23 protein-coding genes and 2 pseudogenes are annotated in these 25,574 nt (G+C 42.5%); 3 read left to right on the forward strand and 22 right to left on the reverse strand.

Translation table 11 applies throughout. From position 1 onward, the window contains the following. Nucleotides 1-14: 14 nt before the first annotated feature. From AOG27_RS12035 to AOG27_RS12130, 20 genes are all read right to left on the reverse strand, one after another. A complete protein-coding gene (locus AOG27_RS12035; protein WP_054553259.1) occupies nucleotides 15-875 on the reverse strand; it encodes a MinD/ParA family ATP-binding protein in 861 nt (286 codons plus the stop codon). Next, complete coding sequence (gene flhF / locus AOG27_RS12040; protein WP_054553260.1) at nucleotides 868-2,349, reverse strand: flagellar biosynthesis protein FlhF; 1,482 nt, start codon at nucleotides 2,347-2,349, stop codon at nucleotides 868-870. Before flhF ends, AOG27_RS12035 begins: the two co-directional genes overlap by 8 nt. A 20-nt stretch (nucleotides 2,350-2,369) precedes the next feature. Then, nucleotides 2,370-4,481 (reverse strand): flagellar biosynthesis protein FlhA, encoded by a 2,112-nt coding sequence (gene flhA, locus AOG27_RS12045; RefSeq protein ID WP_054553261.1) that lies wholly within the window; start codon nucleotides 4,479-4,481, stop codon nucleotides 2,370-2,372. Nucleotides 4,482-4,552: 71 nt separating this feature from the next. Continuing rightward, nucleotides 4,553-5,683: a flagellar biosynthesis protein FlhB gene (gene flhB, locus AOG27_RS12050; RefSeq protein WP_054553262.1), complete on the reverse strand. Its 1,131-nt coding sequence runs from the start codon at nucleotides 5,681-5,683 to the stop codon at nucleotides 4,553-4,555. A 9-nt stretch (nucleotides 5,684-5,692) separates the two neighbouring features. After that, entirely contained in the window at nucleotides 5,693-6,472 is a 780-nt protein-coding gene (gene fliR, locus AOG27_RS12055; protein ID WP_054553263.1) for a flagellar biosynthetic protein FliR, read from the reverse strand. Beyond that, nucleotides 6,473-6,742 (reverse strand): flagellar biosynthesis protein FliQ, encoded by a 270-nt coding sequence (gene fliQ, locus AOG27_RS12060; RefSeq protein ID WP_054553264.1) that lies wholly within the window; start codon nucleotides 6,740-6,742, stop codon nucleotides 6,473-6,475. Nucleotides 6,743-6,782: 40 nt separating this feature from the next. Continuing rightward, nucleotides 6,783-7,523 (reverse strand): flagellar type III secretion system pore protein FliP, encoded by a 741-nt coding sequence (gene fliP / locus AOG27_RS12065; protein WP_054553265.1) that lies wholly within the window; start codon nucleotides 7,521-7,523, stop codon nucleotides 6,783-6,785. A gap of 4 nt (nucleotides 7,524-7,527) precedes the next feature. Continuing rightward, nucleotides 7,528-7,911 carry a flagellar biosynthetic protein FliO gene (gene fliO / locus AOG27_RS12070; protein ID WP_054553266.1) on the reverse strand — a complete coding sequence of 128 codons (384 nt, stop codon included), beginning with the start codon at nucleotides 7,909-7,911 and terminating at the stop codon, nucleotides 7,528-7,530. Further along, nucleotides 7,908-8,309, reverse strand: coding sequence for a flagellar motor switch protein FliN (fliN, locus tag AOG27_RS12075; protein WP_054553267.1), 402 nt, complete (start codon nucleotides 8,307-8,309; stop codon nucleotides 7,908-7,910). Before fliN ends, fliO begins: the two co-directional genes overlap by 4 nt. 22 nt (nucleotides 8,310-8,331) lie before the next feature. Beyond that, nucleotides 8,332-9,423: a flagellar motor switch protein FliM gene (gene fliM, locus AOG27_RS12080; protein ID WP_054553268.1), complete on the reverse strand. Its 1,092-nt coding sequence runs from the start codon at nucleotides 9,421-9,423 to the stop codon at nucleotides 8,332-8,334. Nucleotides 9,424-9,432: 9 nt separating this feature from the next. After that, nucleotides 9,433-9,954, reverse strand: coding sequence for a flagellar basal body-associated protein FliL (gene fliL, locus AOG27_RS12085; RefSeq protein ID WP_054553269.1), 522 nt, complete (start codon nucleotides 9,952-9,954; stop codon nucleotides 9,433-9,435). A 72-nt stretch (nucleotides 9,955-10,026) separates the two neighbouring features. After that, a complete protein-coding gene (locus AOG27_RS12090; RefSeq protein ID WP_054553270.1) occupies nucleotides 10,027-12,345 on the reverse strand; it encodes a flagellar hook-length control protein FliK in 2,319 nt (772 codons plus the stop codon). A gap of 112 nt (nucleotides 12,346-12,457) precedes the next feature. After that, the gene (gene fliJ / locus AOG27_RS12095) at nucleotides 12,458-12,913 is read right to left on the reverse strand and encodes a flagellar export protein FliJ (protein WP_054553271.1); all 456 of its coding nucleotides are present in this window, start codon (nucleotides 12,911-12,913) and stop codon (nucleotides 12,458-12,460) included. Then, entirely contained in the window at nucleotides 12,913-14,247 is a 1,335-nt protein-coding gene (gene fliI / locus AOG27_RS12100; RefSeq protein ID WP_054553272.1) for a flagellar protein export ATPase FliI, read from the reverse strand. The genes fliJ and fliI overlap by 1 nt, the downstream gene beginning before the upstream one ends. Nucleotides 14,248-14,264: 17 nt before the next feature. Beyond that, nucleotides 14,265-15,083 (reverse strand): flagellar assembly protein FliH, encoded by an 819-nt coding sequence (gene fliH, locus AOG27_RS12105; protein WP_054553273.1) that lies wholly within the window; start codon nucleotides 15,081-15,083, stop codon nucleotides 14,265-14,267. 3 nt (nucleotides 15,084-15,086) lie between these two features. Then, complete coding sequence (gene fliG, locus AOG27_RS12110) at nucleotides 15,087-16,127, reverse strand: flagellar motor switch protein FliG (RefSeq protein ID WP_054553274.1); 1,041 nt, start codon at nucleotides 16,125-16,127, stop codon at nucleotides 15,087-15,089. Continuing rightward, nucleotides 16,120-17,835, reverse strand: a complete 1,716-nt coding sequence (fliF, locus tag AOG27_RS12115; protein WP_054553275.1) for a flagellar basal-body MS-ring/collar protein FliF — start codon at nucleotides 17,833-17,835, stop codon at nucleotides 16,120-16,122. Before fliF ends, fliG begins: the two co-directional genes overlap by 8 nt. A 20-nt stretch (nucleotides 17,836-17,855) precedes the next feature. Then, nucleotides 17,856-18,188 carry a flagellar hook-basal body complex protein FliE gene (fliE, locus tag AOG27_RS12120; protein ID WP_054553276.1) on the reverse strand — a complete coding sequence of 111 codons (333 nt, stop codon included), beginning with the start codon at nucleotides 18,186-18,188 and terminating at the stop codon, nucleotides 17,856-17,858. A gap of 170 nt (nucleotides 18,189-18,358) precedes the next feature. Further along, the gene (locus AOG27_RS12125; protein WP_054553277.1) at nucleotides 18,359-19,762 is read right to left on the reverse strand and encodes a sigma-54-dependent transcriptional regulator; all 1,404 of its coding nucleotides are present in this window, start codon (nucleotides 19,760-19,762) and stop codon (nucleotides 18,359-18,361) included. Beyond that, nucleotides 19,759-20,871 carry a sensor histidine kinase gene (locus AOG27_RS12130; protein ID WP_054553278.1) on the reverse strand — a complete coding sequence of 371 codons (1,113 nt, stop codon included), beginning with the start codon at nucleotides 20,869-20,871 and terminating at the stop codon, nucleotides 19,759-19,761. The genes AOG27_RS12125 and AOG27_RS12130 overlap by 4 nt, the downstream gene beginning before the upstream one ends. A 127-nt stretch (nucleotides 20,872-20,998) precedes the next feature. Here AOG27_RS12130 and AOG27_RS12135 point away from each other — a divergent pair, with 127 nt between their 5' ends. Continuing rightward, on the forward strand, nucleotides 20,999-21,586 hold the full coding sequence (locus tag AOG27_RS12135) for a DNA-3-methyladenine glycosylase I (protein WP_054553279.1): 588 nt from the start codon (nucleotides 20,999-21,001) through the stop codon (nucleotides 21,584-21,586). Nucleotides 21,587-21,857: 271 nt separating this feature from the next. Further along, nucleotides 21,858-22,076: pseudogene (locus AOG27_RS21250) on the forward strand (DNA polymerase III subunit delta); the annotation flags it as partial. Here the strand turns inward: AOG27_RS21250 and AOG27_RS12140 are convergent. Together AOG27_RS12140 and AOG27_RS12145 are read right to left on the reverse strand one after the other, a co-directional pair. After that, nucleotides 22,045-23,427 (reverse strand): annotated as a pseudogene (locus AOG27_RS12140) (sigma-54 dependent transcriptional regulator); the annotation flags it as partial. The pseudogenes AOG27_RS21250 and AOG27_RS12140 overlap by 32 nt on opposite strands. 142 nt (nucleotides 23,428-23,569) lie before the next feature. Continuing rightward, nucleotides 23,570-24,355, reverse strand: coding sequence for a flagellin (locus AOG27_RS12145; RefSeq protein WP_054553280.1), 786 nt, complete (start codon nucleotides 24,353-24,355; stop codon nucleotides 23,570-23,572). Nucleotides 24,356-24,564: 209 nt separating this feature from the next. Here AOG27_RS12145 and pseB point away from each other — a divergent pair, with 209 nt between their 5' ends. Further along, nucleotides 24,565-25,566, forward strand: a complete 1,002-nt coding sequence (gene pseB, locus AOG27_RS12150; protein WP_054553281.1) for a UDP-N-acetylglucosamine 4,6-dehydratase (inverting) — start codon at nucleotides 24,565-24,567, stop codon at nucleotides 25,564-25,566. The last annotated feature ends 8 nt before the right edge of the window (nucleotides 25,567-25,574 follow it).

The following is a 25,574-nucleotide window of genomic DNA, read 5'->3' on the forward strand; positions in this document are numbered from 1 at the left end:
CGATGTTGTCATAGTTAGCCGTTTACTAGTTTTTCAATGAAAAATTCTAAATGGCCAGAAGGTTGATTAGGGATCGGCCACTTAACTGCTTTTGTTGCTAATGTTTTAAACGCCACCGCAGCTGGTGAGTTTGGAAATAATTCAACAATCACCTTTTGACGTCGCGTAGATTTACGCATGTTCTCGTCATAAGGAATGGTAGCTACCAACTCCATTGAAACGTCTAAAAAGCGATCCGTTACTTTTGAAAGTTTAGCAAATAATTCTTGCCCTTCACGCAAACTGCGCACCATATTAGCAACAATTTTAAATTTATATACGCCATGCTCACGGCTAAGCACTTTAATAAGCGCATAAGCATCGGTGATTGAGGTAGGTTCATCACATACAACCACAACAACGTCTTGGGCTGCACGAGAAAAGCTTAATACCATGTCAGAAATACCTGCGGCGGTATCGACAATTAAAATATCAAACTCGGTGTTTAACTCGCTAAAAGCGCGAATAAGACCTGCATGCTCAGATGGCGTTAATTCAACCATACTTTGCGAACCAGACGTCGCTGGTACAATTTTGATGCCTGCAGGGCCTTCAACGAGAATTTCGTCAAGCTCACACTCGCCTGACAAAACATGAGATAAGTTACGTTCAACACGAAGGCCAAGCATCACGTCACAGTTTGCCAAACCTAAATCGGCATCTAGTACTAATACACGATTTCCTTGCTGCCCTAATGCGATTGCGGTGTTGAGTGAAACATTGGTTTTACCCACTCCACCTTTACCGCCAGTCACAGCGATAACTTTAACGCCACTATTATTATTTTGATTCATTTTGCGCAGGCCGCTTGCTTGATCTAATACTGTGTTAATCATACATCCCTACTGTGTTCGACGCTACTGCTTGACGTCGTGAATGTTGTGCTTTTGCTCGTTTTAAATACAATTGTTCAGCTTTTTTCACTAGTTTTTCAGCATTCGCTACGCGAATATCTTCAGGAACACGCTGACCGTTAGTAAGATACCCTATTGGCAGGCGATTTTGAATCGCTATACTAATAATCTCACCTAAACTTAAAGATTCATCCAATTTAGTGAAGATACAGCCACTTAGATGAACCTTTTTAAAGTGTCTTACGGTTTCTTGCAACACATTTATCTGTGCTGTCGCACTTAATACTAAATAACTACGAATATCAACACGCTGATTACGCATTAAGGTGTTTAATTGCTCAGTTAAACGTAAATCACGTTGGCTCATACCCGCTGTATCTATTAATACTAGACGCTTATTACGTAAATGGTATAGCACTTCAGCTAATTCATTCGCATCTTTTACCTGCTTAACACCACAGCCAATAATACGACCATAAGTAGCCAATTGTTCGTAGGCACCAATTCTATATGTATCAGTGGTGATCAACGCCACTTTATCAGCACCATATTTTTGTGCACCCAGTGCAGCTAATTTCGCAACAGTCGTTGTTTTACCAACACCCGTTGGGCCCACTAATGCGAATACACCACCTTGACGTAGGATTTCGTTATTCGTTGTATGCATTTGGTTTTCAACCATTTGCAGTAATGCTTGCCACGCTTGTTGACGTGATACATCGTCAGGAATGAAACAGGCCATTTGCTCAGCAACATCACGTTCAATGCCCATACCCGCTAAGCGGTCAATCATACATGCACGAGTCGGATCGCGGCGAGCCATATCCTGTTGCATTAAGCCAGATACTTGGTGTTCAAGTAATTGACGAATCGCATTCATTTCTTCCCGCATAGTCGTCATTTCTGATTGATTCGCAGGTGCTGAGTTTTTATGCTCAGCGGGTGAATCTAAATCATCAAAACCTGAATCTAAATCGTCATCAAAACCAAGGCTATGAGCTTGAGTTTGTACACGAGGTGCTGCCTGCGGTTGATAACGAGGAGCTTGCTTGTATTGTGGCTGTTGCTGCTCAAAGCTTGGCTCTTTTGCTTGATAGTGTTCACTCGTATCAATACCAGATTGACTAAACATTGACGCAAGCTCTGGCGAACGAGGGCGTGGGGCTTGACGCTCAAGTAACGCTTGAAGGCTATCAGCAACTTTTGCTTGCGGCTCAGGTTTAGCACGCATTGGCTCAGGTTTAACAAAGTTATGCTGTGGAGCAGGTGCTGATTGTGCCACTGCTGGTTTAGCTTCGGCTTTCGGGGCTGCTTTGTCGTAATCAACAGCTGCAACGATTTCAACGCCGTTAGCAAGCTTTTTGTTCGACATAATAACCGCATCAACACCTAGTTCATCTTTCACTTCTTTCAGTGCTGTGCGCATATCTTTAGCAAAAAAACGTTTAATTTTCATGGTTCAACCCCTTTACTATCCTATTGTTGGCCTACTGAGCTGACAATCTTAATCTGTCTTTCGTCTGGTACCTCTTGGTAAGACATCACCCTTAAACCTGGGATGGTGTACTTAACGAAGCGAGATAACACAGTTCTTAACATTCCTGACGTTAACAGTATCGAAGGTTCACCGGCCATTTCTTGGTTTTGATGCGCTTCATTCAATGATTGTTGAAGTCGCTCTGCAAGGCTTGGCTCTATTCCGGCACCTTCGTCACCTGCATTCTGAAGTGACTGATGCAACATCTGTTCCAACTCAGGCGCCAAGGTTATGACAGGGATCTCAGAAGACATACCAACAGCATCTTGAACGATCAATCTGCGCAGTGAAATTCGCACTGCAGCCGTTAGTACATCAGGGTCTTGGCTACGTGGGCCATACTCAACAAGGGTTTGAACAATCGAGCGCATATCGCGAATTGCCACCCCTTCATTGAGTAAGTTTTGTAGCACTTTTACGATAGTAGTGAGTGGTAATACGTCAGGAACCAGTCCTTCAACTAAACGTGGATGACTCTTCGCTAACATATCTAATAAGTTTTGCACTTCTTCATGACCAAGCAGTAAAGCTGCGCTATTAGTAAGTAACTGACTAATATGAGTTGCAACCACAGTTGCTGAATCAACGACTGTATAGCCAAGTGATTGTGCTTCATCTTTTTGATCTGGTTTGATCCAAACCGCATCTAATCCGAATGCAGGGTCTTTTGTGGCAACCCCTTTGATTGGACCAAATACTTGGCCTGGATTAATCGCTAACTCATCACCATGCTTAAGCTCACCTTCACCGCTTGAAACCCCCATCATAGTGATTCTATAAGCATTTGGGTCAAGTTCTAAGTTATCGCGAATATGCACAGGAGGTACCAAGAAACCAAGTTCCTGAGACAATTTCTTACGCACACCTTTGATACGATTTAATAGTTCACCACCTTGAGATTGATCTACCAGTGGAATTAAGCGATATCCCACTTCTAAACCAATAACGTCAACCTGTTGAACATCATCCCAACCCAGTTCTTTTTGCTCTTGTTTATTAGCAACACCTGTTCCTGGCGCACCACCATTTGCTTCTTGCTCTGCTTTTTCAGCTTCTGCTTTGGCTTTTTGTTGTTGCGTGAAGTAAGCAAGGTAACCCAGTAATCCACCTAGGCTTAAAAATGCAATATGCGGCATACCTGGCACAAGACCCATGATGATCAAAATACCAGATGCGATATACAAAGACTTTTCGTTACCTAGCTGTGTCTTAACTTGATCGCCCATATTGTGCGATTCATTTTGACGGGTAACAACGATTGCAGTACCGATAGACAGTAACAGTGAAGGCAGTTGTGCAACTAGACCATCACCAATGGTTAGTAAGGTGTACACTTCCATCGCACGGCTGAACGATAAATCATGTTGGATCATACCAACAAATAAACCACCAACGATGTTAATCACTAGAATAACGATACCCGCTATTGCATCGCCTTTTACGAACTTACTCGCACCATCCATTGAACCATAGAAATCGGCTTCGCGGGTAACCTCTTCACGGCGTTCACGGGCTTGCTCTGCACTGATAAAACCAGCGTTTAAATCAGCATCAATCGCCATTTGTTTACCCGGCATTGCATCAAGAGTAAAGCGAGCTGATACTTCAGAAATACGACCTGCACCTTTGGTGATAACCACAAAGTTAATAATGATTAAAATCAGGAAGACCACTAAACCAACTGCATAGTTACCGCCGATAACCACCGAACCAAAGGCCTCGATAACTTTACCGGCTGCATCACCGCCGTTATGACCTTCGAGTAATACTACACGGGTACTGGCGACATTCAGCGCTAAGCGCATGATGGTTGCAATCAGTAGAACCGCAGGGAACATACCAAATTCAAGGGGTTTCATGGTGTAAACTGTAACCAGTAACACCACCAGTGCTAACGCGATATTAAACGAAAATAGAATATCTAAAAGAAATGGCGGCAGGGGTAAAATCACCATACCCAGCGCAGCAAGTACCATTAACGGCGTGCCGATACCCTTCGCATATTCTTTTTTATCTCTGTTAAGTTGTTGTAATACCGCTTTAAATTCCATAATTCAACAATTTCAAAAAATTGACACTACACGGAATTTGCAATAACTATTCCAAGTTATAAATTTACTGTTTAGTATTTGTAGGCATCGGGTATTGGGAGCTTTTTATTGAGTGGTACAGGACGTTTACCGCGCCCTTTTTGGAAGCGTTTTAACTGGAAGACATAAGCTAACACTTGTGCAACGGCAGTGAATAGCTGATCAGGTATTTGATGACCAACATCGGTGGTGTGATACAGCGCACGAGTAAGCATGGGTGATTCAACAATTGGCACGTCATTCCCCTTGCCCACTTTACGAATTTGCATAGCAAGCTCGTCCACGCCTTTGGCAAGAACAATAGGCGCACCCGCTTTAGCTGTATCGTATTTTAGTGCTACAGAATAATGGGTCGGGTTAGTTACGATCACATCTGCATCAGGCACGTCTTGCATCATACGCCTTTGCGACATTTCACGCTGAGTACGGCGAATACGCGCTTTTATTTGCGGATCACCCTCAGAGTTTTTAAATTCGTCTTTTACCTCTTGTAAGGTCATTTTTAACTGTTTATGGTGTTTGTGACTTTGATAAGGAGAATCTATTGCAGCAATAATGATTAACGTACAAGTTAACCCCAAGAACATCCAAGATAGTATTTCGAGTGCATGGATAAAATTTCCGGGCGCGCTTTCAATGCTTAGGTGCAGTATTTCATCAAAGAAAGTATTAATTAAGAACACAGCAAAGCCTGCAACCACTACAAATTTTAAAATAGACTTAACTAGCTCTACTCCTGCTTGAGGGCCAAGCATACGCTTAATACCTTTAGCTGGCGACATCTTACTTGCTTTTGGGGCTGCCGCTTGCCAACTAAAGTTATAACCTCCCAGTAAAGTATTGCCAACAAAAGCGGCTATGACGATGATCAACACAAACATTGCCATAGGGAATAACAATGCATCCGCAACAATTCCCCACACTGAAAACATCTTAGTGGTGTCGTAGGTTTCATTACGGTTAAGGCTTAATAAACGTCCCATTATATTATAAAGACCTTTACCAATTTCAGGGCCATACAACAATAATGAAACTGCAGAAAAAATAAGCACAAACATGGTACCTAGCTCTTTTGAGCGGGCAACCTGACCTTTCTTCTTGGCATCATCAATTTTTTTCTGCGTGGGTTCTTCGGTTTTTTCTTGACCAGAATCTTCAGCCATGGCGCGCTCCTAAGGTGTACAACCAACAAGGCTGCACATTAACTCAACCATTTTTAACCACTGAAACTCAAATTGAGTCATAAAGTTGCCTAATGTTGCCCAAATAATCACAAGACCAGCTACTAAGGTAAACGGAAAGCCAATTGAGAAAATATTTAACTGCGGTGCCGCTCGGGTCATTACACCAAACGACATGTTAATAACAAGCATGGCTGTCAGTGGAGCTAAAGCAAGCACCAAGGCTGTGGTGAACATCCAACCACCCCAAGTAACGATATCCCAGTAATGATCAACCGCCCACCAATTGCCATCAATTGGTAGCACTTCAAAGCTATGAATGACCATTTGAATCATCATTAAGTGGCCATTGAACACAAAGAAAAGCAAGGTCGCCAAGATTAGATAAAATTGTCCCACAGCGGGTACACTCAGACCATTCGATGGATCAACTACGGACGCAAAACCAAGACCTGTTTGCATCGCGAGTATTTGCCCAGCAAGAACAAAAGTATTTAGCAATAAAACAGATGCAAACCCAATCGCCACACCAATAAGCATTTGCTGAATGACCACAAGAATCATCTCAAACGAAAAAAGATTGTTGAAAGTCGCAGGGGGCAGCATAGGCACAGCAACAAAGGTTACAACTACAGCTAAACCAAGCTTAATTCGGCTTGGTACATTCTTCGCACCAAGGCCTGCCATAATCATTATCATTGAGCTAATACGCACTAATGGCAGCAAAAAGTCGCTGAGCCATTGAATAATGACCGCAAATGGAAATTCCATTTAGCCTGCAATCTCCGGTATAGACATCACTAAACGGGTAAAATAGTCCATAAGCTCTTGCGTGAACCAGTGACCACCTATAATAAGTGCGCTTATGGTAATTAGCAAACGAGGTAAAAAGCTTAAGGTTTGCTCATTGATTGATGTTGCCGCTTGGAAAACTGCTACGACTAGACCGACTAATAAGCCAGGTACTACGATTGCAGACACTAACTTTATAACTAAAAATAGCGCGTCACTGAGTATATCGACAAAAATTTCGGGTTCCATTCTGTCTCTCCTACCTAATTATGTGCCTTGAATTGCATTGTTACACCCCGAGCCCAAAGCTCTTCGCCAGCGTGCCCATCACAAGGCTCCAGCCATCCACCAACACAAACAGCATGATCTTAAACGGCAAAGATACAATCATCGGCGAAAGCATCATCATACCCATGGCCATTAATACGGAGGCCACCACTAAATCAACTATCAAAAATGGGATAAAGAACATAAAACCAATGATAAAGGCCGTTTGCAATTCGCTGGTAACAAACGCTGGGATCAATACAATCAGCGGCGTGTCTTCTGGCGAATCTAATTGCTCATAACCAGCTATTTTCGCAAAGGTCTCTAAATCTTTTATACGAACTTGCGAGAGCATAAACGCTTTCATTGGCTCTTTGGCAAGTTCTAATGCTTGCACTGAAGTAACTTGCTCATTCAAGTACGGCTCAATAGCGCGCTCATTCACTTGCTGATAAATTGGCGCCATAATAAAAATACTTAAAAACAGCGACATGCCTAACAAAATTTGATTCGATGGTGTTTGTTGTAAGCCTATTGCTTGGCGTAATATCGCCAGAACCACAATAATCCGTGTAAATGAAGTCATCATAATGACCGCTGCTGGAATAAAACTCAGTGCCGTCATGATCGCTAATACTTGTAGCGTCACTGAGTAATCTTGAGAGCCATCAGGGTTGGTGGTAATGGTCAGTGCTTCTATGCCTTCAGCGTTAACCGACGGCAAAAACAACACACTTGCTAAAATAAGTATCCACTTGATCATAGCGTTAATTCTTTTTATTTGAAGGTGATTGTGGGTTCAGTAACTTTCCAAATTTCTTGGCAAGTTCTGGCAGTTCTTTTTCTTGTAATGGTGTTTCTAGTTTATGCAGATAGTTAATACTGTGCGGGGTCACACCAATTAAGTGCTGAGCGTTATCGATTTCAATGACCATCAAGCGCTCACGAGAGCCCAAAGGCAAACTGCGCACTACTTTAAATTCATCACTATTAGCAAGATTTGGATTTAGTTTTTTAACCAAAAAAGCCAAAGCAATGATAACCACCAGCACTAAAAGCAAAGACATCACCATAGACAGTAAATCTGCCGTCGGTGATGCCGTAGGAAATGCAGTGCTCGACGCACTTGTTAAAGCAACTAAAGCATTCATCGTAACTTTTTAATACGCTCAACTTGGCTAATAACGTCAGTTAAACGAATACCGAACTTATCGTTTACAACGACCACCTCACCATGGGCAATCAGCGTGCCGTTAACCAATACATCAAGCGGCTCACCAGCGACTCGGTCTAGTTCTACCACCGAACCTTGGTTAAGCTGTAATAAGTTACGAATGTTGATTTTTGAACGGCCCACTTCCATAGAAATAGTAACCGGAATGTCCAAGATGGTATCAAGTTTTCGCTTTTCGTCGCCCGATAGCTCATGTCTTTCATCTTTTAATTCATCAAGCTCTGCCACAGCAGCATCGCCTGAGCCACCCTCAGCCTCTTCAGCTTCGGCTAGTGCCGCGGCCCATTCGTCCATTGTATCTTGATCATCACTCATTATGTTTAACCTTATAAATCGACTACCAGTCTAAATCTACACCTTCAGATAGATGTAGATCTTCTTCTAGTTCTGCTAATTCTGCATCTGAATCCAGTTTTTTGCCACCTTTTGTGAACACATGTAGTTCTGACTTAACTGATTCAGGGCGTTTAATTTTTTCGCTAATTTGTAGTGCCACATTGTCACGTGAGCGGCCCATTTTCGCTCTAAATGTCGGCAGTTCTTCTACAAATACGGTGATATGCTCTGGCATTTCAACTGGGATAATATCGCCAGCTTTAAGCTCCATAATCTGTTGTAGCGTTAAATCAACCTCAAGTAATTGAGTCGATAGATCGACTTCTACATCCATGATCTCATCACGTAATGCTTTACTCCAACGTAAGTCGGTGTCTTCGGTGTCTGATTGCACACCGGCATCGAGCAATTCGCGAATAGGCTCAAGCATTGAATACGGTAATGCGATATGGAAATCACCACCACCACCATCTAGCTCAATATGGAAGGAGCTAATAACAACCACTTCAGTTGGACTTACGATGTTCGCCATTGCTGGGTTAACTTCTGAGTCAAGGTACTCAAAAGATACATCCATTACCGGCGCCCATGCTTCTTTATAATCTTCGAAGATAATTTTAAGTAGCATTTGAACAATACGTCGTTCTGTTGGCGTAAATTCACGGCCTTCAATTTTTGCATGATAGCGGCCATCACCACCAAAAAAGTTATCCACTAAAATGAATACTAATCGGGCTTCCATGGTAATTAAGCCAGTGCCCTTCAACGGACGAAAACGTACCATGTTCAAACTGGTTGGCACGAATAAGGTATGGATATATTCGCCAAATTTAATCATTTGCACGCCGTTGATTGACACCTCAGCGGTGCGGCGCATCATGTTAAATAGGCTAATTCGCATATGACGGGCAAAACGTTCATTCACGATCTCCAAGGTCGGCATACGACCACGGACAATACGATCTTGTGATGAGAAGTCATACTGTAAGGTATTACTGTCTAAGTCATCACCTTCGTGAATATCTTCCTCTTCGACTTCATCAACGCCGTGTAAAAGCGCATCAATTTCGTCTTGAGATAATAAATCGCTCACGCTGACCCCTTATTGCATCACAAAGCCGGTGAATAATACCCGCTCTATCACTTTGCTACCTTCAACATCACTTAATGCTGATTGTACTTTTTCAAGTGCAGCAACACGCACTGACTCTTTACCTTCACTGGTACCTAATTCATCTGCGGTCGTTGTTGAAAGAACGCCAAGTAAGGTACTTTCGATAAGTGGAATATGCTTTTTGGCAGTTTCTTCGTTCACTTCACCGCGAACAAGTAGCTGAACTTTTATTTGTACAATACGGTCGCGACTCGCACCGGGTACATTAAATACAAATGGGCGTGGCATTGCGACATAGAGAGCCGAACCAATCTGTGCGGAGCTAGATGGTGCAGCAGCCTCAGTCACTGTGGTTTCATCTGCTAGGCTCTCTTCAGGGGCATCATCACCCATAAATAAAAAGTAACCTGCGGCGGCGCCAACAATCAACACTACAGCTGCAATAATGATAATCAGCTTCTTTTTGCCTTTACCCGTATCTTCTATTTCTAAATTTGCTTCTTCGGCCATTGTCACTTCCCTCAAAGTTACAGCAAGCTGTTTATCACGCTGTAACTATTTTATTTCTTATAATAGCAGGACTTATGCATAGTAATCTATTGATGATGAAGATTGTTGTCGAGAAGTTTCTGCGCTTTGCGCTGTTACTTCTGGTTGTTGCTCCTCAGCTTGTTGATTTCCTGCAAGCTGCCCTTGCCCAGACTGCTCTTGTTGTTGCTCAGGGTTACCTTGCTGAATACTACTTTCACCAAGTTCAATACCTTGCTGCGCAAGCATTTCTCGCAAACGTGGCATTGATTGCTCTAAAGCTTCTTTAGCCTGCTGATTTTGAACAACAAAATTAATTTGCGCTTGTTCAGCATCGCTACGTATACGAATTTGCATACTGCCCATTTCTGGTGGGTCTAAGCGAATTTCCGCTTCTTTGTTATTTATATTTAGTAACGCACTAACTCGCTCTTGAAGCATCTTTGCGGCGTCACTCTTTATAATATTGATCGCTTGCATTACACCAGGGTCAATGCTCACCGATTTAGAGTGAGCCTGAGTTTGTGTCGTTGCTTGAGTCTGCATTGTTTGTGCGTCTAGTGCTTGCTCATATTGCTGATGAGCCACCTCATAGGCACCCGGTTGTGTTGCTGCATTGGCTTGAGTCGTTAACTGAGTAAATAACTGAGCTACACGCGAAGGCACAGCTTCTTGTGTACGTTCGGTATTAATTTTTGTATCAAGCTCTAAAGTTACTTCTTCACTAGTTGCAGCCTTTGTAACATCGGCTGTAACCTGCGCAGTATTGTTTTGTTTTGTATTATTATTTTCAGCATTGACTGTGGCGGCGGTTATCGGCATCGCTGTGTTGACTATTGCAGGAGCATTAATAGCCTCTTTGAGCACAGTTTGTGCCGCAGAAAGTTTTTCGTACTGAGCAGTACCCGGCGTTAACGTTTGCAGTTGAGTATTCACTTTATTTAACAGTGCTTGCTGCTCATCTTTCGTCAGTGCAGTGATTTGCTTTTCGATGCTAGTCGGCAGTTTAGTATCAAGCGCTTTATTATCAGCTAATTTAGCATCTTGTTTTGTCAGGCTTTCATCAGCAATGTCTTGCTCTACAGCAAATTGTGATACAGGGCTCTGTGCAGTTTGTGTTGTAGGCTTACTACTCATCACATCAGTCAATAGCGACTTGATTGTTGCCAGCTCATCAGCGCCAAGCTTATTGTCAACTTTTAGTTGATTGATTTGTTGCTCAAGTTGCTTTTGTTGATCAGTGCTGAGCGACAAACCTTTAGCGAACTCACTTACAGCCTGCCCGTCGCCACTTTGTAGTTTGGCAAGCAGATTAACGATTGACTTATCAGTTACTGGTTTATCTGATGCTTTTGCCGCGCTTGCTTCAACGCTCTTCGGAGCTACCTGCTCAGTAGCTAGGTTTACTGCTGGCTTATCAACGTTGCCATGCGCTTGCTTTGTCGTCACTTCAGCCGCTTTTGCATCAGTTTGAACGCTATTATTTGCATCGCTGAGCATCTTGTTTAAAACAGCTTTGCTTTTATCATTCGCGCTGAGTTCATTTCCATCAGCTGTTTTTACAGCGTCTAAATCAACAGTGGTTTCTTTACTGTCAGTTGCTTGTATTGCACTGGCAAAGTTAGCTACCTGAGGTTTTGTATCCGGTGTATTAACAGCTGAAACACCCTGCTTTTCTTTGTCTGTTAATGGGCCATCAACAATCGGAGTCACGCTATCTTTTGGCGGTAAATCACCAATCGCTTTTAGTTGACTATCTACCGCTGTCGCAACTTTAGACTTATGTAATAAACTTGCGATTGAGTTGTCATCTTCTGCTGCGACTTTTGAATCATCGGTTTGCGCAACGTCTGTCATAGGTGAAGGTATTACAGGTGTAATGGTATCGATTGGGGTTGGTTTTTTATCAACAACTACCGGGCTAAAGTCATTATTTTCAATCAATTTATTAACACGTGTACTCATAGCTTGAGCCGCATTAATTTGCGAAAGCAGTGAGTTATCTTCACCTTCTACAAGTGCAAGCTCATCGCTTTGCTCTTTAGTTACAGCTTCATTACGAACATCTGGATTTATTTTAGGCTGCTGATCTGTAGTTGTGGGAGTAGTTGCAGCTTTAGCATCAGTCGCTGTATTCTCATCGCCTGGTTTTGCATCTGATTTAGGTTCTTCAGAAGTACTGATAGCTTTAGGTTCATCAATTGAGTCAGCATCTGCATCACTTTTTGCTTGCGCGTTTGCCGCTTCACTTGCTTCTGTCAGTGAAGTTAAAAAACTTAAGCCCGATGCTTTGTTGTTAGACTCTGAGTCTTTGCCTGAAAAACCAGTACCTTGCTCAGTTTTAACCTGCAAATTGATATCACTGATCGCCATAATTCACCTAAACCTAGTCATCTAAAGTAATGAGGCAATTTGCCGCCGCAAGTGCCAAAATTAATGCTACTGGTTAGGTAAATGCAATTAACATGCCTAAAAAGGAAGTATTTTAAAGAAGTGCATTTTTAAGTTGACGCTGATAAAACTGATTTGCAGCAAATTCATCCAGCATTTTTTGTTCTGCTTTTGCCACTTGCATCGCTTGTTTTTCAGCTTGCTTTTCGATTAACTTCGCTACTGCTTTTGCTTTCACTTGTTGCTTTAACCACAGTGCTTTTCGCTGTGTCACAACTTGTTTTGCGGTATTCACTGTACTTGCTTGCTGGCGTATCGCTTCTTCAATTTTTGCAATAAAAGCATGATATTGGCTGAAGCCAGCGCTAGACAAACCAGAGCGTCCTTTCAAATGTAACTGCTGAGAATACTCTAAACGAAAGTTATTAAGCCCTTGCAGTTTTTGTTGATTACTTTGTAAGTGCTGCTGTGCTTTTAAATAATCCATGCGTAAAGACTCTTCTTTATCGCTCTCAAGCTTTAACAATAAATCAAGTTTACTCTTAGCCATTAACCTTGCCCTAATAACTGCGCTAGACCTTGCAGACCTTCATCATAACTGATCACATCTTTCATACCTTGTTGAAGGAATTGATTGACTCGCGGCATCATATTAATTGCTTGGTCGAGCATAGGATCGGTGCCTTTTTGGTACGCCCCTAAGGTGATCATATCTTTGTTTTGTTGATACATTGAATACACTTGCTTGAGCACACGCGCTTGTTGCATATGCGCTTCAGATACAACCTGCGGCATTACACGAGAAATCGACTTTTCAATATCAATAGCCGGATAGTGACCACTGTCGGCTAAATCTCGAGATAAAACAATGTGGCCATCTAAAATAGCGCGGGCAGAGTCAGCAATTGGGTCTTGCATATCATCGCCCTCACTAAGTACAGTAAAAAACGCAGTAATGGCACCTTGCCCTTCACCACCATTACCGGCACGCTCCACCAGCGCAGGTAATTTAGCAAATACTGAAGGCGGATAACCTTTCGTAGCCGGAGGCTCACCAACCGCTAAGGCAATTTCACGTTGTGCCATGGCATAACGGGTAACCGAGTCAAGTAATAACAACACGTTAAGTCCTTGATCGCGAAAGTATTCCGCAATGGTCACTGCACTTTCACAGCCTTTTAAACGCATTAATGGTGACGCATCCGCAGGGGCTGCAACTACCACTGAGCGCTTACGCCCTTCGACTCCTAAAATTTCTTCAATGAATTCTTTTACCTCACGACCACGTTCACCCACAAGGCCAACCACGATTACATCTGCTTCAGAACCACGAGTCATCATACCTAGTAGCACTGATTTACCAACACCAGAGCCTGCAAACAGACCCATACGCTGGCCTTGACCCACGGTAATAACGGAGTTGATGGCTCGTACACCTACATCCATAGGTTGACTGATTGGTCGTCTTGCCAGCGGGTTAATTGCGTTTTGCGCAAACTTTAAGTGATGCTCAGCATTAATTGCACCTAAGCCATCAAGTGGCCGACCAAGGCCATCCACTACGCGGCCAAGTAAACTCATGCCTACAGGCAATCCTGTTTCGTTTACTTTTGGGATAACTCGCGCACCTGGTAGTACGCCAGAGATGTGATCATTTGGCATTAAGTACAGTGTTTGGTCATTAAAGCCAACAACTTCAGCATCAACAAAGCCGTTAATGGTTTCAATTTTACATTGACTACCAACAGGTGCTCTAAGCCCTTTTGCTTCTAGCGTTAAACCAACAACACGCGTCAGAATACCGGCAACAGCCGGTTTTGGAGCCTTGATATGTTTTTCATAGCGCTGTAAGCGTTCGCTAAGAGTCATTGATTGAGCACTCATAATGAGCCTAAAAAGTGTTAGATACCACTGCTATGCAAAAAGTTTTCCAACGTTTCTTTGACGCGAGTTTTTATCGTCATATCGAGGGATGATTGCGGGGTTTTAATTTCGCAGCCACCGCGCTCTAAAGTCGGCTCTGCCACTAACTGCCAATGGTTATCTGCGATAGTTTGTTCGCCATAACTTTCGGTAATTAAAGCAATATCATCAGGATGTAAGTGAATACGTACTTTCACTTGCTCTTCACCTAACGCATCAATGGCTTGCTTCAAAGCATGTAAAATGACTTCTGGTGAGGTTTTGATTTCTTGGTAAACTAAGACTTCAGTTAACATAACAGCTAATTGCACTAACTGCTTTTCGGCACTTTCATCGACTTTAGATAATGGTTGAGAAAGGCTATCAAGTAAGCTTCTTAAGTTGGTCAGCTGCTCTTCTAAAATAGGCTTAATTTCTTCTTGGCCTTGCTCCTTACCAAGCTCAACACCTTCTTTAAAACCAGCTTCTTTCCCCTCATGCGCGCCTTTTTCAAAACCATCTATATAGCCTTGTTCATGACCTTGCTTTAGCCCTTCTTCATAGGCATCTTGACGGATTTTTTCAAGTTCAGCCATGGTCAATGACGGAATTTCAGGCTCTTCTGGCTGCTCTTCGGCCTGCTGCTTTTGCTGCTCTTTACGATATAAGTCAGCTAAAGGCGTGCCATACGCCGTTGAGCGTCCAGCGAGCTTTGTTGTATCTTGCGTCACTTCAGGAATTGGCCAGTTTTCCAATAATTCATCGGCAGCTTCACTGGCATGCACTGGGCGTCCTGTATGAAATGAAGACTTACTCATGGCTTACAGGAACTCCTCACCACCACCGCCACCAAGCATAATTTCGCCTGAGTCAGCTAAACGTCGTGCCGTAGAAAGAATTTCTTTCTGTGCCGCTTCTACTTCGCTAATACGAACAGGGCCCATTGCCTCAAGATCATCTGCGAGTAATTCAGCGGCACGTTTTGACATATTGCCCAAAATCTTCTCTTTTAATGCTTCGTCAGTACCTTTAATTGCTTTCATTAATACATCTTGCTGTACTTCACGAAGAATTGCTTGAATACCACGGTCTTCAACATCCATTAAGTTCTCAAAGACAAACATAAGGTCTTGGATTTGCTGTGACATCTCTTCATCGTGTTCACGGATTGAATCCATTAACTGACCTTCAACATTGGTATCTAGGTAGTTCATGATATCAGCGGCCGCTTTCAAGCCACCCATTTTCGCAGCTTGCGCACCAGCTTGACCTGCGAACTGTTTCTCCATGATTTCATTCAACTCTTGCAATGCTGCTGGTTGAACTTCTTCAAGGTTTGCAATACGCATGGTTAAATCTAAACGCACTTTTTCTGGGAATTGCGACAAGATTTCCGCTGATTGCTCTGGCTCTAAATAAGATAAAACAATGGTTTGAATTTGCGGGTGCTCGTTGCGAATGATATTCGCCACTTGCTTTGAGTCCATCCACTTCAATGAATCAAGACCTTTCGCCCCTGAGCCCATAACAATTTGGTCAATAAGGCTGGCAGCCTTGTCTTCACCAAGCGCTGCTGTAAGGGCTTTTTTAATAAAGTCTTCAGACTGGAAGCCAATGGTACTGAAGCTTTGAATTTGCTCAATAAACAAATTATGGACTGCGCTAATTTTCGCTTGCGATAAATCATCTAGTGCGGCCATTGCCATACCCACTTTTTGCACTTGCTTTGGCTCTAAGTGCTTAAGGATTTGCGCAGCATCTTCTTCTGATAAGCTCAGCAATAAGATTGCCGCCTTATCAACACCGTCTAATTTATCAACATCAAACGCCGGTGGTAATTGTTTTTGTTCTTGATCAGTCATCTTCTGTTAACCACGCTTTCACTACTTGAGAAGACAGTTCTGGTTCATTTGCAACCAATGCACGAACTGCTTTGAGTAAATCTTCATCGCCATGTAAGTCTGGCAGCTGTAGTGTACCATCACTTGAGAATCCTACAGCAGCAGAGTCAAAGTCTTTATTTAGCATATCTAGCGTGCTATCACCAATATCTACACCTGCACTTAATGCATCTTCATCATATTCTTCTAGTGTATCGTCTGGGTAAATTAGACGTTTCAGCATAGGTCTTACAACAAAGACAATAAGTACGATGATAACCAGTGCACCTAATGCTAAGCGTAGCATCTTCATGAACCAATCTTGCTCCCAAAGTGGAACTTCAATCGCTTCACCTGTATCTTGTCTTACAAATGGCACTGTAACGACTTCAAGTGCATCACCGCGTTGCATATCAAACCCAACACCACCTTGTAGTAAGCGACGAATATTTGACAATGCTTCGACAGAGCGAGGAACCATAGTTGTCTCACCGTTTTCACCTACTTGTGGTACATAATCAACGGCAACTGACACACTGATGCGGCGGATAACACCGGTTTGCTGGCGCTTATGCGAAATTGTGGTATCAAGTTCGTAGTTACGTGTTGCTTCTTTATGCGAACGACTTGGGTTCGTTGCTGAACCTGCACTACCTTGGCCAGCGACCTCAGGAATATTAGAGTTAACTGGCGGCTGATTCGTTAGCGCACCTGGAATGCCCACAGCAAGACCACCAATGTTGTTTTCTTCGAACGTGGTTTCACTGCGCACAGCGGGTAAGTCTGGGTTATAACGTTTTTGTGTTTCTTCGACTGCACTAAAATCCATATTTAAGTCGACTTGCGCTGTGTAGTTACCTAAACCTACAACTGGAATAAGGATGCTATCGATTTTATTTAAGTATTCTTCTTCACGCTTACGCTCAATTTCATACTCTTTACGAGAGCGAGCAGCAAGTGAGTTTTGTGAGCCTGAATTCAGTAAACGACCATTTTGATCGGTAACAGTAACACGCTCTGGCGATAAACCTTGGACTGCTGAGGCAACAATATCAACTACTGAGTCAACTTCTTCACCATCAAGCGTACGGCCGCGTTTTAAGGTTAGTACTACCGTTGCTGAAGGTTGTTTTTCACGACGAGCAAATACGTTTTCTTTTGGAATAGCTAAAAGTACTTTGGCGCGAGTAACATTTTTTAGCTCTTCGATGGTACGTGCAAGCTGTTGCTCACGACCATGTTTTAAACGTTCACGTTCAAGGCGTTGGCTTACACCAAACCCCATGTCTTGCATAATGATGTCAGTACCTGAGCTTGGCGCTTGCTCTAGGCCTTCACGAGCCATCAATAATTTAATGTTTTGGTATTCACCTTCTTCAACAGAGATGACGTTACCATCAAGTTCGTAATCAATCTTTTGAGCGTCTAAAAAGTCCAGCGTTTGAATTAGCTCTTCCGTTGGCATTTTGCCAAGCGGACGCATATCTGGCTGACGAGCCCAAATAATAATAAAAATTGCGATAGCCAAACAGATTGCTAAAGCAATCACTAAAGTAGCCTGGCGTAAAACGTCTACACCATTTAAGGCACTTAGGTAGCCTGACTTTTGCTCTTGTTGATCGTCAGTATCGGTTGCATCGATACCGCCGCCTGCTAAGGCTAGATCAGTTGATTGATTAGATTGCGCCACAATAATTCTCCACTACCTAGTTACACAGGCATGTTCATAATTTCTTTATAAGCTTCAACAAGTTTATTGCGAACCTGTACCGTCGCTTCAAAGGCAACTGATGACTTTTGCGAAGCAATCATTACGTCCGCAAGTGAAACACTGCGATCGCCCATTTCAAGCGCGGTTACCTTTTGTTTTGCTTCTTGTTGTAAGCCATTCACTGTATCAAGTGCATTGGTAAGTAAATCACCAAACTGTGCCGATGAAGTTGGCTGAGTTTGTGTTGGTAAATTATTAATTGAGTTACTACGACCAACTTCTGAAGCCATAGATTGCATTTCTTGAAATAATGCGCTGTTTTGAACTTTCATAATACTCTCTGACAATGCAGTTTACTTATGCACTGATAAAGCACAAACCGTGCCACAAAATAAAATGAATATTTTCAACAACTTAAAACAATAAATTTACTTGTCAGAGTTTTGACAGCAAACAAGCTCACAAAAATGCGAGCTTGTTTGACTAACTTTTTGAAAGGAGTTTATGCAGGTAAGGCGATACCCAAGTCTCGCATTTGCGCCAGTTTATAACGTAACGTGCGCGGACTGATACCTAAGGTTTCTGCAACCTCTTTACGCTTACCATTACAGCGCGCTAAGGTTTCTAAAATAATACGATGCTCTTTGTCTTTCAGCTCGTCTTTATAATTACCCTGCTCACTCACTTGCGGTACGGTATCTAGATTAACTTCAACAGGCTGTTCTTGATAAACTGGTGCGTTGTGTGGTGGCGTAGCGACTGGCTTGATATCCGCCGTAAGCAACTCTTCAATAAAGACATCATCTTGATGAATACTATTACCATCGCATAATATCAACGCCCGTTGAATAACGTTATCGAGCTCTCGTACGTTACCTGGCCAAGCATGCGATAGCAGCTTTTGTTTCGCACCCTCACTTAGTTGAGCGATAGGTTCTTTACTTTTCAGGCAATGACGCTCAATTAGATGCTCAGCCAACACAACAATGTCACCAGGACGCTCGGCTAATGGTTTCCACATTAGCGGGAATACATTTAAGCGATAATATAAATCTTCCCTAAATAGATTTTCGCTCACCGCTTCTTTCAAATCTCGGTTACTTGTAGCAAGTACGCGAACATCAAGCTCTATGGTTTTACGACCGCCTAAGCGCTCTACTTCGCGCTCTTGAAGTACACGCAGTAATTTTGCTTGTAAGCCTAAATCCATCTCAGTTATTTCATCAAGTAAGATGGTGCCACCTTGAGCTTGTTCAAACTTACCCGGACATGCTTGAATAGCGCCGGTAAACGCCCCTTTTTCGTAACCGAATAAGGTTGCTTCAAGCATGTTTTCAGGAATAGCCGCGCAGTTAATAGCCACAAAGGGGGCATCGCTACGATTTGATTTATCATGGATAAAACGAGCCAAGACTTCTTTACCTGAGCCACTTGGGCCGAGTACCATGACACTGGCATCTGAGCGGGCAACTTTGCTCGCGAGCTCTAATAGCTTAATACTCGATGGATCGGCAACGATTGGGCCATCGGTTTCTTTTTCCTTTTCAGGTAGATAACGACTCACCATGTTAAGGAGCACTTCTGGAGCAAACGGTTTTGCCATGTAATCAATCGCACCTAAACGCATTGCTTCTACAGCATCATCAATGGTGGCATAGGCTGTCATCATTAATACCGGCAGCTCAGGATAATTAAGTTTAATGCTACGTAATAGGTCAAGGCCACTCATGGCGCCCATTTGCACATCACTAACAACCAATGAATAGCTATTTTGCTTAAGCAAGATCATCGCTTGTTCAGCGCTATCTGCAGCAACGCAATCAATACCCGACATTTCAAGGGTATCAATCAGTGCTTCTCGTAAGCCTGCGTCGTCTTCAACGACTAAAATAGAGTTAGTATTCATTTTGCCTCCGCTGAGATTGGTTCTGCACTAATTGGCAAGATCAAACTAAAACATGCTCCCCCATGAGCATTATTAGTCACTTCAACCCGTCCTTGGTGCGCATTGGCTACTGAACTTACAACTGCAAGTCCAAGCCCCGTGCCTTGGCTTTTGGTAGTGTAAAAAGGTTCGAATAATTTGTTGGCATGACGTAAATCAACACCTGGGCCATTATCACTGACACTGATACGAACACAGTTTTCGCTAGTTTCGTCACGTTCGGCACTCAGGGTTACCACAGCCTCAGAGCCAATAATTTGAATACTATTGTGGATCAGGTTTTGAATAGCACTCGCCAGAGCAGTTTTATTACCCATAATTTCAATATCTGGCTCAGGCAAGTTCACGCTAAGTTCACTGTTATTTTGTGCAACCATAGCATCAGCACCGGCTTTTACTTCATTAAGTAACTGTTGCATTGAAACGCTTTCGACCACTTGTTGCTCACCACTTTTGGCAAATAACAGCATATCGTTCACTTGGGTTTCTAAATCTTTTAAACGCGACATTAGCTTCGTATGAAAGTTGCCACGCGAGCTTTCTGGCAATCGCTTTGAGCCTAAATTTGCAGCATAAAGCATGGCCGCAGATAACGGTGTTCTGACTTGATGAGCAAGCGAAGCGACCATTTTGCCAAGCGCACTTAAGCGCTGCATATGTGCTACTCGCTTTTGTAAGCGCCTGGTTTCAGTTAAATCTGTCATTAAAATTAACTGCCCTGGCTCTGGAGCAAGCGCAGTAATATCAAGCTTTATTAAACGGCCATCCTTAAGTGATACTTCATGTCCATCGTCTTGCTGTGGTCGAAATGAGCGTTGAATTACGCTAAACCACTTTTCACCTTCAAGGGGTTCACCTAGCATATCAATGGCAATTTGATTGGCTTTTGCGATCATGCCTCGGCCATCTAAAACCACCACACCTGCAGGCATGGTATCAACCAAATGACCTAACCAACTGGCTTGTTGGCGCAGCTCACTCAATTCACCCACATACTCTTCTTGTTGTAAGCATGGGTTATATTGTTTGGCTGTGATAAATTGTGGTTTTAGGACATTTGCTAAGGCCATAATCGATACTCAAAAAATCGTGTCTACTTAGCTAAATGCACAATCCGTACCAAATTTATTTTTGTTTTATTTCAATAAATTAAAGACAAAACAACACTGACAAAAAAATGACAATCTCGAGGGAATAATGCAAAAAGAACACCATTGCCGTTGCCCATGGCTCGATACCAGCAAAGAAGATTATGTGGCCTATCATGACCAAGAATGGGGGGTGCCACTATATGATGATCACCGCTTATTTGAATTTATAACCTTAGAGTCAGCACAAGCGGGACTGAGTTGGTATACCATACTTAAAAAGCGTGATGGCTATCGCAGTGCCTTCAAAAACTTTGTTGTCGAAGAGGTTGCTAAAATGACCGAAGACGACGTCGAACGATTAATGCAGTTTGAAGGTATTATTCGTAATCGCGCTAAAATCGCTGCCACTATCAATAACGCGCAGCGTTTTATTGAAATTCAAAAGGAGTTTGGCAGTTTCTCAGACTACCAATGGCAGTTTGTGGGTGGTAAGCCACTGGTAAACGACCTCGATAAATTAGCGGACTACCCGGCTATTACTGAAGCCTCAACAGCATTTGCCAAAGATTTAAAAAAGCGTGGCTTTAAATTTTTAGGCCCAACCACTGTGTATGCGCATATGCAAGCCTGTGGCATGGTTAACGACCACAGTAATGATTGTTTTAGAAAACAAGAGATTATTGATAGTTATTAGGTGATATGGGCTAAGCTTGGCTTCTATCTTCTCGGTGCTGCAAGCAGCCTCCGGAGGTAAAAAGCTAATTAAGTAACTTATTCACAAAGAGGCTAAGAGACGCTGCGCTTATGAGGTAAAAATAAAGATGTTAAATTTTAGGCTCTAGGCTACTCGGTGTAGCGCGCAGCACCTCGATTACCTTGGTGGTAAAAGTATTAAGAGCCTGATTCACAAATAGGTTAAAGGAATATTGCGCTTTAAATATTAAAAGAAAGGGCTTGGTTTCTCATTTGTTCCTTGTTACCCATTAACAGGTAATCACCTGAGCCGCTGGTTAGATGAGCAATGCTACCGTTTAAACTTAAACCTTCATAACAACGCGAAACAAAGCTTAATTGATGCCACTGAAGGAAATTTACTTGCCTGTCATCAAGAGTTAGAAAAGCTATCTTTGCTTTATGGTAGTGAGCTAATTGACCAACAAGCTGTGATGCAAGGGCTACTAAATCATCGTAGCGCTCTAATGCTTGGCTGATTAAGCTGATTTCTAGCTCAGCTAGGTATTCTTTGAGCTCAATTCCTTCATCAGGGAGTAAACTTGAGTCAACCGTTGTTGCTGGTACTTCAGGTTCTTCATCATCGTAATCACTAAAGCCGGTACTGAAAATATCGTTGAAAGCATCTCGCTCCATCAACTCTTCTGGGTACTCAGGCTCATAAGCCTCAACTTCAATATAACGATATTTAGCTGGAAGGTCTGGCACATCAACCACTTTATCTGGAAACATGATTACCATGCGCTCAACTAAGTTAGCAAGCTCACGAATATTCCCCGGCCACGCATGCTCTTTTAAGCTTTGAATCGCACGCTCAGTGAATTTGGCCGTTGTGCCACTTTGCTCGTTCACACGACGCATTAGCTCTTTTAGAAGCAGAGGAATGTCGTCGGCACGCTCACTTAGCGAAGGGTTTTCAATTGGAAACACGTTTAAACGATAAAAAAGGTCTTCACGGAAGTCGCCCTGTTCAATCATTTCTTCAAGATTACGGTGAGTCGCAGCAATAATTCGTACATCAGCTTGAATAGGCTTAGTACCCCCTACTCGCTCATAGCTACGCTCTTGCAACACACGCAGTAGTTTAACCTGCATTTGCAAAGGCATATCACCAATTTCATCTAGAAACAACGTGCCGCCTTGCGCTAATTCAAAACGCCCCTTTCGCGCAGAAATAGCGCCCGTAAACGCGCCCTTTTCATGGCCGAACAGCTCACTTTCAAGTAGTTCACCAGGGATAGCACCACAGTTTACCGGCACAAATGGCCCGGTATTGCGTTTAGAGAGTAAATGAACGTTACGTGCAACAACTTCTTTACCTGTGCCTGACTCACCTAAGATCAGTACATTTGCATCGGTTTTTGCTACTTGCTCAATTAAAAAGCGCACATCTTTAACAGCTTCGGTTTCACCTACTAAACCATCAAATGATTTGTTAGATTTAGCTTGTTTATGGTCACCCGGTAGCATGCGCTGATATTGCTGACAATCATGCAATAGCTGAGTAGTTACATCATGGTTAAATGGCTCACAAATTAAACCAACTACATTTGCAATGCTTAGTAACGGTTTGAGTGTTTCACCAATTAATAAAAACGGAATGGCAGGAAACTGTTTGATCACAGCCTCGTGATTTAGCTGCTGTAAAGCACCAAGAATGACCATACATTCTTGCTGTTGATGTTTTTCACAAAAAGACTGTAATGTAGTCTCATCAACTAATTGTGCAGTTTCACCAATGAAGGTAAGTGCTGCATGTAAACCTATCGCACGATTATTATTATTGTCTAAAATTAAGATCATTATTGGCGAACCACAGTTACCACGAGGTTAGTTAATTTCTAAATTGTAAGCGAGTTTAGGAGGGATGCAAGCGCTAAGCGGCAATTTATTGACATCAACGCCAAAAAATAGTCACTTAGCACTAAAATTTAATACTAAAGAATTAAAGTAAACCTAATATAGATTCGGCTGAACGATTTGCCTGACCACGTAAGGCAATCGATGCTTGCGATAAAATATCATTAGCTACTTGATCAGACACAGCTTTTGCATAGTCAGTATCTTCTATTCGGCTTTGGCTCGCAGCAAGATTCTCTCGCTGATTGCCTAAACCTTTTATCGTACTCGCCAAGGTGTTTTGAAAAGCGCCTAGCTCAGCTCTTTGGGTGTTAATTTCCTCAGCTGCTTGGTCGCTAATATCAATCGCAGCTTGAGCTCCTGCTTGGGTTGAAATATCGATTCCTGCAATAACTGAAGCAATACTGCCATCAGATGGCGTCACTGATTGTGTGGTGTTGGCATCAGGACCAACTTGAAACGACACTTGCTCACCATCAAATAAAGGTTTACCACCGAATGTCGCATTTTCAAACGTTTCTGATATTTGCGTTTGTAATTGCGACACTTCTTCTTGAAGTACAGCCCTATCACTGTCTGTGAGCGCACCATTACCCGCTTGAATAGACAGCTCTCGAATGCGAGAAACGGCATCATTTACACCAGATAGATTTGACTCTGTTACTTGCGAGTAAGAAATGCCATCGTACGCATTATTAATTGCTTGACTGTAGCCATCTTGCTGTGATGTTAATCTATCAATAATTTGCAGTGCAGCGGCATCATCTGCCGCTGAGTTTACTTTTTTACCTGACGCTAGTTGCTCAGCAAGCTTATTACTTGTTTGCTGAGTTTGGTTTAAAAACCCGGTGTTGGGTGATTGAATTTTCATAGCGGCCTCCGACAAACCGATTGCTCAAATTATAGCTTAATTTGCCAAATTTTGTACTTTGTACCATGGTTTAGATAAATTAACTTGGCATCTGACTTGCTAGTGTATTAGTTAATAGTTAAATTACTGAGAACTGTGTCAAAATTCTCACTTTGCGTACTTCACTTTTATAAATAACTACGCCAATGATAAATAACTTAGGTAACGCTATGTTCGACAATAAAACGATTTTAATTACCGGTGGTACTGGTTCATTCGGCAAAAAATACGTCAAAACGCTACTAGAACGCTATAAACCTAAGAAGATCATTATCTTCTCACGGGACGAACTAAAGCAGTTTGAAATGCAGCAAGAGTTTGACCAACCGTGTATGCGATACTTCATTGGTGATGTACGCGATAAAGAAAGACTTCGTCGTGCCATGCGTGGCGTAAACTATGTGATTCACGCTGCAGCATTAAAACAAGTACCCGCCGCTGAATACAACCCAATGGAGTGTATCAAAACCAATATAAATGGGGCTGAAAACGTTATTGATGCTGCCCTTGATAACAACGTAGAAAAAGTAATTGCACTGTCAACTGATAAAGCAGCAAACCCAATCAATTTATATGGTGCGACTAAACTTGCATCAGACAAATTATTTGTTGCTGCCAACAATATTGCAGGCGGCCATAAAACGACCTTTTCTGTAGTAAGGTACGGTAACGTCGTGTGTTCACGTGGCTCTGTAGTGCCTATTTTCCAAAAGTTTATCGAGCAAGGCCGTGACCATATACCAATTACTCATGAAGAAATGACTCGCTTTTGGATTAGCCTGCAACAAGGTGTTGATTTTGTATTAACTAACTTTGAGCGTATGTTAGGTGGTGAAATTTTCGTTCCAAAGATCCCTTCAATTCGTATTACTGATCTTGCCAAAGCCATGGCACCTGACTTACCAATTAAAATAATCGGTATTCGCCCAGGTGAAAAGTTACACGAAGTTATGTGTCCTGCAGATTTGTGTTTTGAAACTTATGAATATAGCGATCATTTTGTTATCGCACCTGGCATAAAATTTAGTAGCCGCAGTAACGATTTTACAGTTAATGCGATTGGCGAAAAAGGCAAAAAAGTTGCTCAAGGTTTCGAGTATAACTCACTTGATAACCCTGATTATATGAGCATTGAAGAAATTAAAAACTTCAATGTCCAAGCGTTACTGTAATACTGCAT

Source organism: Pseudoalteromonas lipolytica, assembly GCF_001306915.1.
GTDB lineage: Bacteria > Pseudomonadota > Gammaproteobacteria > Enterobacterales > Alteromonadaceae > Pseudoalteromonas > Pseudoalteromonas simplex.